Consider the following 13,959-nt stretch of genomic DNA (forward strand, 5'->3'; position numbering starts at 1 on the left):
TACGTACCATGTCGGCTGTACGCGGGTCCACACCGCGCCCCACGCCCCCGACCCACCGTCCCACGCGGAGGCTCCCCGTGCAGTCCCCCGACCCGCTCGGCGGCACCCGCCCCACCAGCCGGGACGTCGCCCGGACCGCGGGCGTCTCGCAGGCCACCGTCTCCCTCGTCCTCGGCGACAAGTGGCGCGGCCGCGTCTCCGAGCGCACCGCCGAGGCGGTGCGCCTCGCCGCCCGGGAGCTGGGCTACCGGCCCAACCTCGCCGCCCGCAACCTCCGGCTCGGCCGCACCCGTACGGCGCTGCTCGTCGTCCCCGCCCTCACCAACGAGTTCTTCGCCCACGTCTACACCGGCGCCGCCGCCGTGGCGGCACGCCACGGCTTCGGCGTCGTCCTCTACCCCTCCCCCGACGGCACCGGCCCCGCCCGCGACCCCTTCGCCTCGGCCCAGGCCTCCCTGGACGGCGTCATCGCCTCCTCCATGGCCACCGACGCCCTCACGGCCTTCCGCGGCACCGACCTGCCCCTCGTCATGCTCGACAGCGACCCGGCCGACCCCGGGGCCGCCGCGCACGTGAACCTCGACGTCGCCGACGGCATGCGACGGGTCACCCGGCACCTGCTCGACCTGGGCCACCGCCGCTTCCTGCACCTGGCGTCCGCCGTCCCCTCCTGGACCTTCGACGTACGCGCCGCCGCCCTCGCCGACGCCCTGCGGGGAACCGAGCTCCGCACCGCACGGGCCCCGCTGAACGTCGCCGACGCACGCGAGGCCGCCCACCTGGCCCTCGCCGCCCCCGGCCCGCGCCCCACCGCGGTGATCTGCGACGACGACATCCTCGCCGCCGGCGTCAGCAAGGCCGCGCACCGCCTCGGACTGCGCGTCCCCGAAGACCTCTCGGTCACCGGCTTCGACGACATGGCCCTGGCCACCGCGGTCGAACCCGAGCTCACCACCGTCCGGCTCCCCGCCGAGGAGTTCGGCAGACGGGGCATGGAGGCGCTCCTCGCCGTCCTCGCGGGCGAACCGGCCCCACCGGTCACTCTGCCCGTGGCCCTCGTCCCGCGCGGCTCCACGGGCCCCGCACCGGCCCCCTGAGCGGCGCCACGCCGAACGGTCCCCACCGGCCGCTCGGCCGGCCCGCACAGAGGGCCGAGGGCCCCGGCCCGCGCCTTCGCGAGCCCGGGCACGCCGAAGGGGCCCCGGCCGCTCGCGCGCGGACCGGGGCCCCTTCGGGTACCGCCGACTACTCCTCGGGAGCCTCGTCCGAGGGCTCGTCCGTCTTCGCCGCCGCCGCGTTGTCGGCCTCCAGGAGACGCGACAGCTGACGGCCGACGATCCGCTTGAACTTGCGCTGCTGCGGACGCGTACGGTCCAGGACCGCCACCTCCAGGCGCTCCGCGGGGATCTCCCGCTCGGTGCCGTTGGTGTCCCGCGACAGCGCCTGCACGGCCAGCTTCAGGGCCTCCGCGAGCGACATGCCGTCCCGGTGCCGCTGGTCCAGGAAGGAGCTGATCTGCTCCGCGTTCCCGCCGACCGCGACCGAGCCGTGCTCGTCCACGATCGAGCCGTCGTGCGGCAGCCGGTAGATCTGGTCGCCCTCCGCCTCGGAGCCGACCTCGGCGACGACCAGCTCCACCTCGTACGGCTTCTCCCCCGCGCTGGAGAAGATCGTGCCCAGGGTCTGGGCGTAGACGTTGGCCAGGCCGCGCGCGGTGACGTCGTCCCGGTCGTAGGTGTAGCCCCGCAGGTCGGCGTAGCGCACACCGCCGATGCGGAGGTTCTCGTACTCGTTGTACTTGCCGGCGGCCGCGAAGCCGATCCGGTCGTAGATCTCGCTGAACTTGTGCAGGGCACGGGACGGGTTCTCACCGACGAAGACGATGCCGTCGGTGTACTGGAGGACGACCAGGCTGCGGCCGCGGGCGATGCCCTTGCGGGCGTACTCGGCCCGGTCGGCCATGGCCTGCTGGGGTGAGACATAGAACGGCGTGGACACCGGCTACCGTCCCTTTCTTCCGGTCTGAAGGGCTTCTACGGGCGACGGACGGTCAGAGCAGGGCGGCGCGCGGCCCGTCGGGCTGCTCCAGACGCCGCTCGGTGACCGATCGGGCCAGCTCGGAGGACTCCGCCTCGGTGAGCCTGCGGAAGCCCTCGTCGGTGATGACGGTGACGATCGGGAAGATCCGGCGGGCCATGTCGGGACCGCCGGTCGCCGAGTCGTCGTCCGCCGCGTCGTACAGCGCCTGCACCACCAGGGTGGTGGCCTGCTCCTCGGTCAGGTCGGAGCGGTACAGCTTCTTCATCGAACCGCGCGCGAAGATCGAGCCGGAACCCGTGGCGGCGAAGCCGTGCTCCTCGGAGCGGCCGCCGGTCACGTCGTACGAGAAGATCCGGCCCTTCTCCTTGCCCTCGTCCCAGCCCGCGAAGAGCGGCACGACGGCGAGGCCCTGCATGGCCATGCCCAGGTTGCCGCGGATCATGGTGGAGAGACGGTTCGCCTTGCCCTCCAGGGAGAGCGTCGCGCCCTCCACCTTCTCGAAGTGCTCCAGCTCCAGCTGGAACAGCTTGACCATCTCCACGGCGAGGCCGGCGGTGCCGGCGATGCCGACCGCGGAGTACTCGTCGGCCGGGAACACCTTCTCGATGTCCCGCTGCGCGATCATGTTCCCCATGGTCGCCCGCCGGTCACCGGCGAGCACGACGCCCCCGGGGAAGGTGGCGGCCACGATGGTGGTGCCGTGCGGCGCCTCGACGATCCCCTCGGGCAGCTTCCGGTTCCCCGGGAGCAGCTCCGGCGAGTGATCGGCCAGGAAGTCCATGAACGAGGACGAGCCCGGCGTCAGGAAGGCCGCCGGCAGACGCCCGGTGCTACGAGGGTTGGCTTCCACGCGATTCCTTCCGGGTGGGAGAGTCGGCCCGCCGTGGGACACGCGGACCGATCTTGCTTGCTGTGCACGGACCTTACCCGTGCCACCGCTTGTCATCCGTCCCCGGACCCACGGCTTTCTCCGGGGCTCCGGGGACGGAGGACGACAGGCGCGTGGGGCGGCTACTCGCCGCCCTTCTGCACGAAGCTTCGAACGAAGTCCTCGGCGTTCTCCTCGAGCACGTCGTCGATCTCGTCCAGGACGGAGTCCACGTCGTCGCTCAGCTTCTCCTGGCGTTCCTTGAGGTCGGAGCTCGCCTCGGTGGTGGTCTCCTCGACCTCCTCCGTGGATCGCGTCGCCTTCTGCTGTCCGCCGCCGGTGTCCTTGGTCGCCATATCCCTCACCCCGCTCGAATCGGCCCGCTCGGTTGAGTCCGTACAAGATCAGACCCTATCGGTCGGGTCTGACTTCGGCCCCGCAGTTTCCACAACGCCCGGGCACTGTTTCCATGATTCCCAGTGCCGGGGTATTTCAGGCCCGCATCGGGCCCCCTGTTCAGCCGCCCGAAAGCACCCGCACCAGTTCCTCCGCCGTACGGCAGCGGTCCAGGAGCGATTTCACGTGGGCCTTGGTGCCGCGCAGCGGCTCCAGGGTCGGGACGCGCTGGAGGGAGTCCCGGCCGGGCAGGTCGAAGATCACCGAGTCCCAGGAGGCCGCGGCGACGTCGTCGGCGTACTGCTCCAGGCAGCGGCCCCGGAAGTAGGCCCTGGTGTCCTCCGGAGGCGCCGTCTCGGCCCGCTCCACCTCGGCCTCGTCCAGGAGCCGCTTCATGCGCCCGCGGGCCACCAGACGGTTGTAGAGGCCCTTCTCGGGGCGTACGTCCGCGTACTGGAGGTCCACCAGGTGCAGCCGGGCCGCGTCCCAGTCCAGGCCGTCGCGGCGCCGGTAGCCCTCCATGAGCTCCCGCTTGGCGACCCAGTCCAGCTCGCCGGCGAGGCTCATCGGATCGGTCTCCAGGCGGCCCAGGGTGTCCTCCCAGCGGGACAGGACGTCCTTGGTCTGCGCGTCCGCGTCGTCGCCGTACCGCTCCTCCACGTACTTCCTGGCCAGCTCGAAGTACTCCATCTGGAGCTGGACCGCGGTCAGTGTCCGGCCGCTGCGGAGCGTGATCAGGTACTGGAGCGTCGGGTCGTGCGAGACCTGGTGCAGGGTGCGGACCGGCTGGTCGACGGCGAGGTCGACCGTGATGAAGCCGTCCTCGATCATGGAGAGGACGAGGGCGGTGGTGCCGAGCTTCAGGTAGGTGGAGATCTCCGAGAGGTTCGCGTCGCCGATGATCACGTGCAGGCGGCGGTACTTCTCAGCGTCGGCGTGCGGCTCGTCCCGGGTGTTGATGATGGGCCGCTTGAGGGTGGTCTCCAGGCCCACCTCGACCTCGAAGTAGTCGGCGCGCTGGCTGAGCTGGAAGCCGTTCTCCCGGCCGTCCTGGCCGATGCCGACCCGTCCCGCGCCGGTGACGACCTGGCGGGAGACGAAGAAGGGGGTCAGGTGGCGCACGATGTCCGAGAAGGGGGTCTCCCGCTTCATCAGGTAGTTCTCGTGCGTGCCGTAGGAGGCGCCCTTGTTGTCGGTGTTGTTCTTGTAGAGGTGGATGGGCTGGGCCCCGGGGAGCTGGGCGGCGCGCTCGGCCGCCTCCGCCATGATCCGCTCGCCGGCCTTGTCCCAGAGGACGGCGTCGCGCGGGTTGGTGACCTCGGGCGCGCTGTACTCGGGGTGGGCGTGGTCCACGTAGAGCCGGGCCCCGTTGGTGAGGATCACATTGGCCAGGCCGATGTCCTCGTCGGTGAGCTGGCTGGAGTCGGCGGCCTCGCGGGCGAGGTCGAAGCCGCGGGCGTCCCGCAGCGGGTTCTCCTCCTCGAAGTCCCAGCGGGCGCGGCGCGCCCGGTGCATCGCCGCCGCGTAGGCGTTGACGATCTGGGACGAGGTGAGCATGGCATTGGCGTTCGGGTGTCCGGGGACGGAGATTCCGTACTCCGTCTCGATGCCCATTACTCGCCGTACGGTCATGCGGCCCTCCTTGCCCGGCGGCGCTCACTGTGCGCGACTCGGCGGTACCGAAGAGCCTAGAGCGGCTCCGCGCTGGTGGGGAGATCAGTTGCGGTATTTCCCTGTTTTCCTGTGATGCCGGGGGAAATGCTGGATGGAATGCGTCGGCTGCGGATGCCCGGTTTCCGGACATCCGCAGCCGGCGGGCGTTTTACAGGTACTGACCGGTATTGGCCACCGTGTCGATGGATCGTCCGGTGTCCGCGCCCTGCTTTCCGGTGACGAGCGTGCGGATGAACACGATCCGCTCGCCCTTCTTTCCGGAGATCCGGGCCCAGTCGTCGGGGTTGGTGGTGTTGGGCAGGTCCTCGTTCTCCTTGAACTCGTCCACGCACGCCTGGAGGAGGTGGGAGACCCGGATGCCCTTCTGGTTGTGGTCGAGGAAGGCCTTGATGGCCATCTTCTTGGCCCGGTCGACGATGTTCTGGATCATCGCGCCGGAGTTGAAGTCCTTGAAGTACAGGACTTCCTTGTCGCCGTTGGCGTACGTGACTTCGAGGAAGCGGTTCTCCTCGGATTCCGCGTACATCTGCTCGACGACGGACTGGATCATTCCGTGCGCGGCGGCCTCCTTCGAGCCGCTGTGCTCGGAGATGTCGTCCGCGTGGAGCGGCAGGCCGGCCGTGAGGTACTTCGCGAAGATGTCCTTCGCGGCCTCCGCGTCCGGACGCTCGATCTTGATCTTCACGTCGAGTCGGCCGGGCCGCAGGATCGCGGGGTCGATCATGTCCTCGCGGTTGGAGGCGCCGATGACGATGACGTTCTCCAGGCCTTCCACGCCGTCGATCTCGGCGAGCAGCTGGGGGACGATGGTGTTCTCCACGTCCGAGCTGACACCGGAGCCGCGGGTGCGGAAGAGGGATTCCATCTCGTCGAAGAAGACGATGACGGGGGTGCCCTCGCTCGCCTTCTCCCGGGCACGCTGGAAGACGAGGCGGATGTGCCGCTCGGTCTCGCCGACGTACTTGTTGAGGAGCTCGGGGCCCTTGATGTTGAGGAAGTAGGACTTCCCCGCGGGCTGGCCGGTCACCTCGGCGACCTTCTTGGCCAGGGAGTTGGCCACGGCCTTCGCGATCAGCGTCTTGCCGCAGCCGGGCGGGCCGTAGAGCAGGATGCCCTTGGGCGGCCGCAGTTCGTGCTCCTTGAAGAGGTCCGGGTAGAGGTAGGGGAGCTCGACCGCGTCGCGGATCAGTTCGATCTGGTTGCCCAGACCGCCGATCTTGTCGTAGTCGACGTCCGGGACCTCTTCCAGAACGAGCTCTTCGACCTCGCTCTTGGGGACCACCTCGTAGACGTAGCCGGACCTGGAGTCGAGCAGTAGGGCGTCGCCGGCGCGGATGGTGATGTCCAGCAGGGGCTCGGCGAGCCTCACCACCCGCTCCTCGTCGGTGTGCCCCACCACCAGGGCGCGCTCGCCGTCCTCGAGGATCTCCTTGAGGGTGACGATGTCCCCGGCGCGCTCGAACTCCATGGCCTCGACCACGTTGAGCGCTTCGTTGAGCATGACTTCCTGGCCGCGCTTGAGCTCTTCGAGCTCGATGCTCGGGCTGACGTTCACCCGGAGCTTGCGGCCCCCGGTGAAGATGTCGCACGTGCCGTCCTCGTTGGCCTGCAGGAAGACACCGAAGCCGGCCGGCGGCTGTGCGAGCCGGTCGACCTCCTCCTTGAGGGCCACGATCTGGTCGCGGGCCTCACGGAGCGTGTTCGCCAGACGTTCGTTCTGCGCGGACACGCCGGCCAGGTTGGTCTGCAGCTCGACGATCCGCTCTTCGAGAATCCTCGTGTGGCGCGGAGAGTCGGCGAGCTTGCGGCGCAGGACGGCGATTTCCTGCTCGAGATAGGCAACCTGACCGGCGGGGTCTTCAGACCCCCGCCCCGGCCGGATGCCGCGGTTGATGTCGTCGTCGTGGGCTGCCACGGTCCTCACCTCCTCCAAGGGGAGCTGGACGCTTCCTGACCCTACCTGCGTGGGTGGTGATTGAAACCCCTAGATCAAAAAGACTCCGGGGTGTGTCCGATCTTCACCCTTGCGCTTCCCCTCTCGCCAGGGGAATACCCACCCTTCACCACTTGAAAGCGGGCGGTTGTATCGTCGTCATCGGTCAACACCCGTCAGGGGTGGCCCGACTTATCGCGCGAAGCAGAAACGGCAGGAGATATGACCGTGCAGCACGAGGCCCCGGCGACGGGCGCCGAGGAGGCGCTGGAGGTCTGGATCGACCAGGACCTGTGTACTGGGGACGGGATCTGCGCGCAGTACGCTCCCGAGGTCTTCGAGCTCGACATCGACGGGCTCGCGTATGTGAAGAGCGCCGACGACGAGCTGCTCCAGGAGGCGGGGGCCACCACGCCGGTGCCTCTGCCGCTGCTCCAGGACGTGGTGGACTCCGCGAAGGAGTGCCCGGGCGACTGCATCCACGTGCGCCGGGCCGCGGACAAGGTCGAGGTGTACGGCCCCGACGCCGAGTAAGGGCCGGGGGCCGGGCCGCCGGGCGGGCCTCCTGGGGCCTGTCGGGCGGGTAGGGGTCGGACGGGCCGCGGCTTCGGGTGCACGGGGTCTCCCCGGGCCCGCGGGGCCTTGGGGCCTGTCCGCCCCTGATCCGCAGGGCAAGGCCCTAGACGCCGCGTGCGTCCGCCTGGTCGCCGCGGACGAAGGTGCCGCTCTGCCAGCGCCAGCTGACCTTCTCCTGCTCGTCGGGGCAGCAGCTGGGCACGTCGGGGGACGAGTAGCCGAGGAGGGTGGCGCGCACGGTTCCGTCGTGTACGGCGAGCTCGGTGACGTTCCGGTGCTGTTCCGGTGCGACGAGTGTGGCGACCACGCGCGCGGGGGTGCCGTTCTCCTTGCCGCGGGTGAGGACGTAGACGCCGCTCGGCGGGGTGCCGGAGCCGGCTTCGCAGTGCACGACCGCAATGGTCTCGGGGTTCCCGTCGCCGTCGAGGTCTCCGGTGACCCGCTTCGCGACCGTACGGGGGCCTCCCCCGCATTCGAGGGGGTAGTCGGCTCCGGCGGCGTCGGGGGCGGGTGCCGGGTGCGGGGCGGCGGCCGTGGTGCCGGTGGCTCCGGCGGGGCCGGGCTGGAGCAGTCCAGCGAGGGCGACGACCGCGGCGGTCGCGGTGGCGGTGGCCAGCCAGTGGGCCGGCCGGGCGTGGGTGTGGGCGAGGTCCGCGAGGTCCGGGGCGGCGGAGTGCTGCACGCGAGACGTCTCCTGTGGGGTGGTGCGACGGGGTTCCCGGCATCGTGCCACACGTCACAGGGGGACGGAACAGCTGGGGTGGACCCGGGTCGGCCGGTCTTCGGCGGCGGCGAACATGAGGACGCCGCCGTCGAGTTCTCCCGCGTGGGCGGGGAACTCGGCGGCGGCGCGGTGTGGATGTCGGAACGTCAGCCCTTGTTGGGGCCTTCGTAGTCCTCGCCGTAGGCGCCCTTGGCGGGGCGGCGGCGGCGCATCGGGGGCTCGACCCCGTCCGCGAGGCGGCGGGCGGTGACGAGGAAGCCGGTGTGGCCGATCATGCGGTGATCGGGGCGGACGGCGAGGCCCTCGACGTGCCAGTTGCGGATCATGGATTCCCAGGGCTGCGGCTCGGCGTAGCAGCCGAACTCGCGGATGGACTCCACGGTGCGGGCGAGCTGGGTGGTGGTCGCCACGTAGCAGCAGAGGATGCCGCCGGGGACGAGGGCCTTGGAGACGGCCTCCAGGCACTCCCAGGGGGCGAGCATGTCCAGGATGACGCGGTCGACGTCGGTGTCGGACAGGTTGTCCTGGAGGTCGCCGACGGTCAGCTGCCACGCGGGGTGGGGGCCGCCGAAGTAGCGCTCGACGTTGCCCTTCGCGATCTCGGCGAAGTCCTCGCGGCGCTCGTAGGAGTGCAGCATGCCGCTGTCTCCGATGGCGCGCAGGAGGAAGCTGCTCAGCGATCCCGAGCCCACTCCGGCTTCCACGACGCGGGCGCCGGGGAAGATGTCGGCGAAGGCCAGGATCTGCCCCGCGTCCTTGGGGTAGACCACGGCTGCGCCGCGGGGCATGGACAGGACGTAGTCGGGGAGCAGGGGGCGCAGCGCGAGGTAGGCGACGTTTCCGGTGGTACGGACAACGCTGCCCTCGGGGGCGCCGATCAGTTCGTCGTGCGGGAAAGAACCCTTGTGGGTGTGGAAGTTCTTTCCCTCTTCGAGCGTGAACGTGTAGTGACGGCCCTTGGGGTCGGTCAGCTGAACCTGGTCCCCGACCTTGAAGGGCCCGCGTCGGCGGGCGGCACCGGTCGGTTCGGACATGTGACCAGAGTACCGGGGTTACGTGGACGGTCGTGCCATGGCCCGGGGGTACGGGGTCAGGTGGACGGTCGTGCCATGGCCTTGACGAAGGCGCGCTCGACGTCGGTGGTGGCGAGGACCCCGTAGATCTCGCCGGTGTCCTCGACGACGAGGTACTCGGTGGCGGGGCTGGCGCGGAGGTGGTCGAGGAGGGGCTGGCCGGTGAGTTCGGCGGGGACCCGCATGCCGTCGGTGAGGTCCTGGGCGAGGGTGCTGACGGCGACCCAGGGGCGGCGGTGCTGGGGTACGGCGGCGATGGCGGTCTCGCGGACGATGCCGGTGGGTTCGCCGGTGCCGTCGACGACGACGAGGGCGCGGGCGCCGGCCTCGTTGGCGCGGCGGAGGGCTTCGGAGAGGGGGGTGGCGGGTTCGACGGGGATGGCGCGGCGGGTGAGGGCGCGGGCGCGGAGTTCGGGGAGGTGCTCGCGGAGGCGGGCCATGCGGAGGCTGTTGCCGGCGCCGGTCCAGATGATGGCGGCGAGGATGGCGGCGAGGAGTGCGTCGGTGACGGTCTCGAAGCCGCTGATGTCCTCGGTGGAGTTGCCGAGGAGGCCGGTGCGGGTGAGCAGGGGCAGGCCGACGAGGACGAGGACGGCGAGGGCGCGGCCGGCCCAGGCGGCGGCGACGGTGCCGCTCATGGGTTTGCCGGTGATCTTCCAGACGATCGCGCGGAGCATGCGGCCGCCGTCGAGGGGGAGGCCGGGGAGCAGGTTGAAGATCGCGACGATCAGGTTGGAGATCATCAGGCCGCCGAGGAGGACGGCGGGGACGGTGCCGGGTTCGACGGCGTAGAGGGAGAGGTAGAACGCGCCGGCGAGGACGAGGGAGAGGAGGGGGCCGACGAAGGCGAGGACGAATTCGCGGCCGGGGGTCTCGGTCTCCTTCTCGATCTCGGAGACGCCGCCGAAGAACTGGAGCTGGATGCGGCGCACCGGGAGTTCGAAGCGGAGCGCGGCGATGGTGTGGGCCAGTTCGTGGACGAGCACGGAGGCGTAGAAGGCGACGGCGAAGAAGAGGGAGACGAGGTAGCGTGCGGCGCCGAGCTCGGGCAGGACGCGGTCGATCTGGTCGCCGAAGACCCAGGTGATGAGGGCGGCGACGACGAACCAGCTGGGGGCGACGTAGACGGGCACGCCGAAGGGCCGTCCCATGAGGATCCCGCCGCCGGGCTCCTCGGTCCGCTGCGGCTTGGGCTCGTCCTGGTTCACGGGTTCCTTTCGTCGCGTGGTGTGACCCGCGTCGGATGTGTCACGGTTCGATCATGCAGTGCGACGGGGTCCCAGGTCGATGGTATTCCGCTCGTTGTCGGCGGCGGGTCGTAGGGTCTTCGTCATGAGTACGAGCGAGCAGCTGCCGGCGGAGCCGCGGGCGCCCATGTCGTTGTCGCCCTCGCGGGCGAGCGATTTCATGCAGTGTCCCCTGCTGTACCGGTTCCGGGTGATCGACCGGCTGCCGGAGAAGCCGAGTGCGGCGGCGACGCGGGGCACGCTGGTGCACGCGGTCCTGGAGCGGCTCTTCGACGATCCGGCGGTGGAGCGGACGGCTTCGCGGGCGAAGTCGATGGTTCCTGGGCAGTGGGAGCGGCTTCTGGAGTCGAAGCCGGAGCTGGGCGAGCTGTTCGCGGAGGATCCGGACGGAGAGCGTCTGGCGGGCTGGCTGGACGAGGCGGAGCGGCTGGTCGAGCGGTGGTTCACGCTGGAGGATCCGACGCGTCTGGAGCCGGCCGAGCGTGAGCTGTTCGTGGAGACGGAGCTGGATTCGGGGCTGCGGCTGCGGGGTGTGATCGACCGGGTCGACGTGGCGCCTTCGGGCGAGGTGCGGATCGTCGACTACAAGACGGGGAAGGCGCCGCGACCGGAGTACCGGGACGGTGCGCTGTTCCAGATGACGTTCTACGCGCTGGTGGTGTGGCGGCTGAAGCGGGTGATCCCGCGGCGGCTGCAGCTGGTGTACCTGGGCAGCGGGGAGGTGCTGACGTACGACCCGGTGGAGGCGGATCTGCTGCGGGTGGAGCGGAAGCTGCTTGCGCTGTGGGACGCGATCCGGCTTGCGACGGAGTCGGGTGACTGGCGGCCGCGGCCGACGAAGCTGTGCGGTTGGTGTGACCATCAGGCGGTCTGTCCGGAGTTCGGGGGGACTCCCCCGGTCTATCCGCTGAAGATCGTTTCCGCGCGCCCGCCGGAGTCGGGTGAATCCGGGCAGGGCAGAATGGACCCGGCCCAGCCGTCTTCCTGAGCCCAGCCCGCGTGAAAGGGCTGGTCTCAGCCCCGTGAAGGAGCCCTTGTGACGATCCGCGTCCTGTTGGTCGACGATCAGCCGCTGCTGCGGACCGGCTTCCGGATGATTCTGGAGGCGGAGCAGGACATCGCGGTGGTGGGTGAGGCCGGGGACGGTCTGCAGGCGCAGGAGCAGGTGCGTGCGCTGCAGCCGGACGTGGTGCTGATGGACATCCGGATGCCGCGGATGGACGGGGTGGAGGCGACCCGGCAGATCACGGGTCCGGGGCGGGACGGTCCGGCGAAGGTGCTGGTCCTGACGACCTTCGATCTGGACGAGTACGTGGTGGAGGCGCTGCGGGCGGGGGCGAGCGGCTTCCTCCTGAAGGACGCTCCGGCGAACGAGCTGGTGCAGGCGATCCGGGTGGTGGCGGCGGGCGAGGCGATGCTGGCGCCGTCGATCACGCGCCGGCTGCTCGACAAGTACTCGGCGCATCTGCCGACGGGCGAGGAGCAGGTGCCGGACACGCTGAACACCTTGACCGACCGTGAGGTGGAGGTGCTGAAGCTGGTGGCGCGGGGCCTGTCGAACGCGGAGATCGCGGCGGACCTGTTCGTCAGCGAGACGACGGTGAAGACGCACGTGGGTCATGTGCTGACGAAGCTGGGGCTGCGGGACCGGGTGCAGGCCGCGGTGTACGCGTACGAGAGCGGTCTGGTGCGGCCGGGGGCCGGTGGCCAGTAGTCGCGAGGGCGACGGACGACGACGGGGGCCCGGTGCGCGTGGTGCGCGCCGGGCCCCCGTGCGTGGACCGGGAGGGGGTCAGCCCTTGCGGATCTCCCAGAAGCGGAAGACGGTCGAGGCGTCGAGGGTCCATTCGAGGCCGGTGACGTCGTCGCGGGCGACGGCGTACTGCTTGCCCTGCCAGAGCGGCAGCACCGGGAGTTCCTCGGCGACGAGGTTCTGGAGCTTTCCGTACTCGTCGGCGGTGGCGGCGCGGTCGGCGATGCCGGCGGTCTTCGGGATGAGGCTGCCGGTGATGGTGGCGTTCTCGTAGTGGTTGCCGAGGACGTTGCCCTCGCCGAAGAAGGGGCTGGTGAAGTTGTCGGCGTCGGGGTAGTCGGGGACCCAGCCCTTGACGTAGACGCCGTACTTGCCGGCGGCGATGTCCTTCTCGTACTGCTCGTAGGGGACGGACTTGACGTCGGCGTCGAAGAGGCCGCTCGCGTTGAGCTGCTCGGCGATGGCCTTGAGCTCCTGGTCGGTGGCCGGGCCGTAGCGGCTGGGGGTGGACCAGAGGGTGAGCTTCACCTTGTCGGTGATGCCGGAGGCGCGGAGGGCCTTCTTCGCCTTGGCACTGTCGGGGGTGCCGTAGGTGTCGTAGAAGGCGGTGTTGTGTCCGGCGATGCCGGCCGGGACGATCGAGTAGAGCGGGGTGGCCGTCGACTTGTAGACGTTCTCGACGAGGGCCTCGCGGTCGACGAGGTGGGCGATGGCCTTGCGGACGCCGAGCTTGCCGACGACCGGGTCGTCCATGTTGAAGACGAGGTGCTGGACCTCGGCGCTGCTGCCCTGGACGACCTCGATGCCCTTGTCGGCCGTGCTGGCGGAGTTCTCGAGGGCGGCGATGTCGTCGGCGGAGAGGCCTCGGTAGGCGACGTCTATGTCGCCGTCGGTGAAGGCCTTGGCGAGGGCGGTGCGGTCGCCCTTGTAGAGCTTGAGGGTGACCGCGCCGTTCTTGGGCTTGGCGTTGCCCTTGTAGCCGGGGTTGGCGGAGAAGGTGGCCTCGGTGTCGCTGAAGGAGTCCAGCTTGTACGGGCCGGAGCCGGTGGCCTTGCCGTCGGTGCGCAGCGCGTCGGCGGGGTAGTCGCGGTGGTCGACGATGGAGCCGGCGCCGGAGGCGATCTTGCTGGGGAAGGTGGCGTCCGGGACCTTGAGGCGGAAGACGACGGTCTTCTCGTCCGGGGTCTCGATCTTGTCGATGGTGGAGAGCAGCGGCGCCGGGCCGGAGGGGTCGGCGATCTTGAGGGCGCGCTCGAAGGAGAACTTGACGTCCTCCGAGGTGAGCTTGTTGCCGTTGGAGAAGGTGAGGCCGTCGCGCAGGGTGCAGGTGTAGACCTTGCTGCCCGCGGAGAAGTCGCACTCTTCGGCGGCCTCGGGCTCGGGCGCGAGGCCGCCCTTGGGGAAGGCGAGGAGGGACTGGAAGACGTTGTTGAACAGCAGCCAGGAGCCGGGGTCGTAGCCGGCCGCCGGGTCGGTGGCGAGGATCTCGTCGGACATGCCGACGCGTACTCCGCCTCCGGAGCCTCCGGAGCCGCTTCCCTGCTCGGTGCCGCAGCCGCTGAGGAGGGCGGCGGACAGGCCCGCGGCGAGGGGGGCCGTCAGCCACTTGTTTCGTGCCTTCACAGAACTTGCCTCTTGATCTCTTGTCAGGCCGGCCGCGCGTTGGTGCGCGGCC

The 13,959-nt window shown here is 70.2% G+C and carries 13 protein-coding genes; 4 read left to right on the plus strand and 9 right to left on the minus strand.

The window, feature by feature from the left end; translation table 11 throughout:
- Window positions 1-77: 77 nt before the first annotated feature.
- Window positions 78-1,097 carry a LacI family DNA-binding transcriptional regulator gene (locus SVTN_RS07640; protein WP_041128376.1) on the plus strand — a complete coding sequence of 340 codons (1,020 nt, stop codon included), beginning with the start codon at window positions 78-80 and terminating at the stop codon, window positions 1,095-1,097.
- A gap of 148 nt (window positions 1,098-1,245) precedes the next feature.
- On the opposite strand, the gene prcA is transcribed toward SVTN_RS07640, so the two are convergent.
- From prcA to arc, 5 genes are all read right to left on the minus strand, one after another.
- Entirely contained in the window at window positions 1,246-1,998 is a 753-nt protein-coding gene (gene prcA / locus SVTN_RS07645) for a proteasome subunit alpha (RefSeq protein ID WP_041128377.1), read from the minus strand.
- A 52-nt stretch (window positions 1,999-2,050) separates the two neighbouring features.
- Window positions 2,051-2,890, minus strand: coding sequence for a proteasome subunit beta (gene prcB, locus SVTN_RS07650; protein WP_041128378.1), 840 nt, complete (start codon window positions 2,888-2,890; stop codon window positions 2,051-2,053).
- 161 nt (window positions 2,891-3,051) lie between these two features.
- Window positions 3,052-3,264 (minus strand): ubiquitin-like protein Pup, encoded by a 213-nt coding sequence (locus tag SVTN_RS07655; RefSeq protein ID WP_015032443.1) that lies wholly within the window; start codon window positions 3,262-3,264, stop codon window positions 3,052-3,054.
- 160 nt (window positions 3,265-3,424) lie between these two features.
- On the minus strand, window positions 3,425-4,936 hold the full coding sequence (gene dop, locus SVTN_RS07660) for a depupylase/deamidase Dop (RefSeq protein WP_041128379.1): 1,512 nt from the start codon (window positions 4,934-4,936) through the stop codon (window positions 3,425-3,427).
- A gap of 190 nt (window positions 4,937-5,126) precedes the next feature.
- Entirely contained in the window at window positions 5,127-6,893 is a 1,767-nt protein-coding gene (gene arc / locus SVTN_RS07665) for a proteasome ATPase (RefSeq protein ID WP_041128380.1), read from the minus strand.
- Between the two features lie 240 nt (window positions 6,894-7,133).
- On the opposite strand from arc, the gene SVTN_RS07670 reads away from it, so the two are divergent.
- Window positions 7,134-7,445, plus strand: a complete 312-nt coding sequence (locus SVTN_RS07670; RefSeq protein ID WP_041128381.1) for a ferredoxin — start codon at window positions 7,134-7,136, stop codon at window positions 7,443-7,445.
- A gap of 145 nt (window positions 7,446-7,590) precedes the next feature.
- On the opposite strand, the gene SVTN_RS07675 is transcribed toward SVTN_RS07670, so the two are convergent.
- From SVTN_RS07675 to SVTN_RS07685, 3 genes are all read right to left on the minus strand, one after another.
- On the minus strand, window positions 7,591-8,169 hold the full coding sequence (locus SVTN_RS07675; protein WP_041128382.1) for a hypothetical protein: 579 nt from the start codon (window positions 8,167-8,169) through the stop codon (window positions 7,591-7,593).
- 188 nt (window positions 8,170-8,357) lie between these two features.
- On the minus strand, window positions 8,358-9,245 hold the full coding sequence (locus tag SVTN_RS07680; RefSeq protein WP_015032448.1) for a tRNA (adenine-N1)-methyltransferase: 888 nt from the start codon (window positions 9,243-9,245) through the stop codon (window positions 8,358-8,360).
- Window positions 9,246-9,301: 56 nt separating this feature from the next.
- Entirely contained in the window at window positions 9,302-10,435 is a 1,134-nt protein-coding gene (locus SVTN_RS07685) for a site-2 protease family protein (RefSeq protein ID WP_245727877.1), read from the minus strand.
- A 181-nt stretch (window positions 10,436-10,616) separates the two neighbouring features.
- On the opposite strand from SVTN_RS07685, the gene SVTN_RS07690 reads away from it, so the two are divergent.
- Both SVTN_RS07690 and SVTN_RS07695 read left to right on the plus strand, forming a co-directional pair.
- Window positions 10,617-11,519 carry a RecB family exonuclease gene (locus tag SVTN_RS07690; RefSeq protein ID WP_245727468.1) on the plus strand — a complete coding sequence of 301 codons (903 nt, stop codon included), beginning with the start codon at window positions 10,617-10,619 and terminating at the stop codon, window positions 11,517-11,519.
- 48 nt (window positions 11,520-11,567) lie between these two features.
- Entirely contained in the window at window positions 11,568-12,245 is a 678-nt protein-coding gene (locus SVTN_RS07695) for a response regulator (RefSeq protein ID WP_030691890.1), read from the plus strand.
- Between the two features lie 78 nt (window positions 12,246-12,323).
- Here the strand turns inward: SVTN_RS07695 and SVTN_RS07700 are convergent, their stop codons facing one another.
- Complete coding sequence (locus SVTN_RS07700; RefSeq protein WP_041128385.1) at window positions 12,324-13,907, minus strand: ABC transporter substrate-binding protein; 1,584 nt, start codon at window positions 13,905-13,907, stop codon at window positions 12,324-12,326.
- Window positions 13,908-13,959: the final 52 nt, after the last annotated feature.

Origin of the sequence: Streptomyces vietnamensis (genome assembly GCF_000830005.1) — a bacterium.
In the GTDB taxonomy this organism is placed as follows: domain Bacteria; phylum Actinomycetota; class Actinomycetes; order Streptomycetales; family Streptomycetaceae; genus Streptomyces; species Streptomyces vietnamensis.

Excerpts from the sequence above, each read along its gene's own strand:
- dop (WP_041128379.1), bottom strand. The coding sequence starts at position 4,936 with ATGACCGTACGGCGAGTAATGGGCATCGAGACGGAGTACGGAATCTCC.
- SVTN_RS07685 (WP_245727877.1), bottom strand. The coding sequence starts at position 10,435 with ATGGGACGGCCCTTCGGCGTGCCCGTCTACGTCGCCCCCAGCTGGTTC.
- SVTN_RS07670 (WP_041128381.1), top strand. The coding sequence starts at position 7,134 with ATGACCGTGCAGCACGAGGCCCCGGCGACGGGCGCCGAGGAGGCGCTG.
- SVTN_RS07655 (WP_015032443.1), bottom strand. The coding sequence starts at position 3,264 with ATGGCGACCAAGGACACCGGCGGCGGACAGCAGAAGGCGACGCGATCC.
- SVTN_RS07680 (WP_015032448.1), bottom strand. The coding sequence starts at position 9,245 with ATGTCCGAACCGACCGGTGCCGCCCGCCGACGCGGGCCCTTCAAGGTC.
- SVTN_RS07690 (WP_245727468.1), top strand. The coding sequence starts at position 10,617 with ATGAGTACGAGCGAGCAGCTGCCGGCGGAGCCGCGGGCGCCCATGTCG.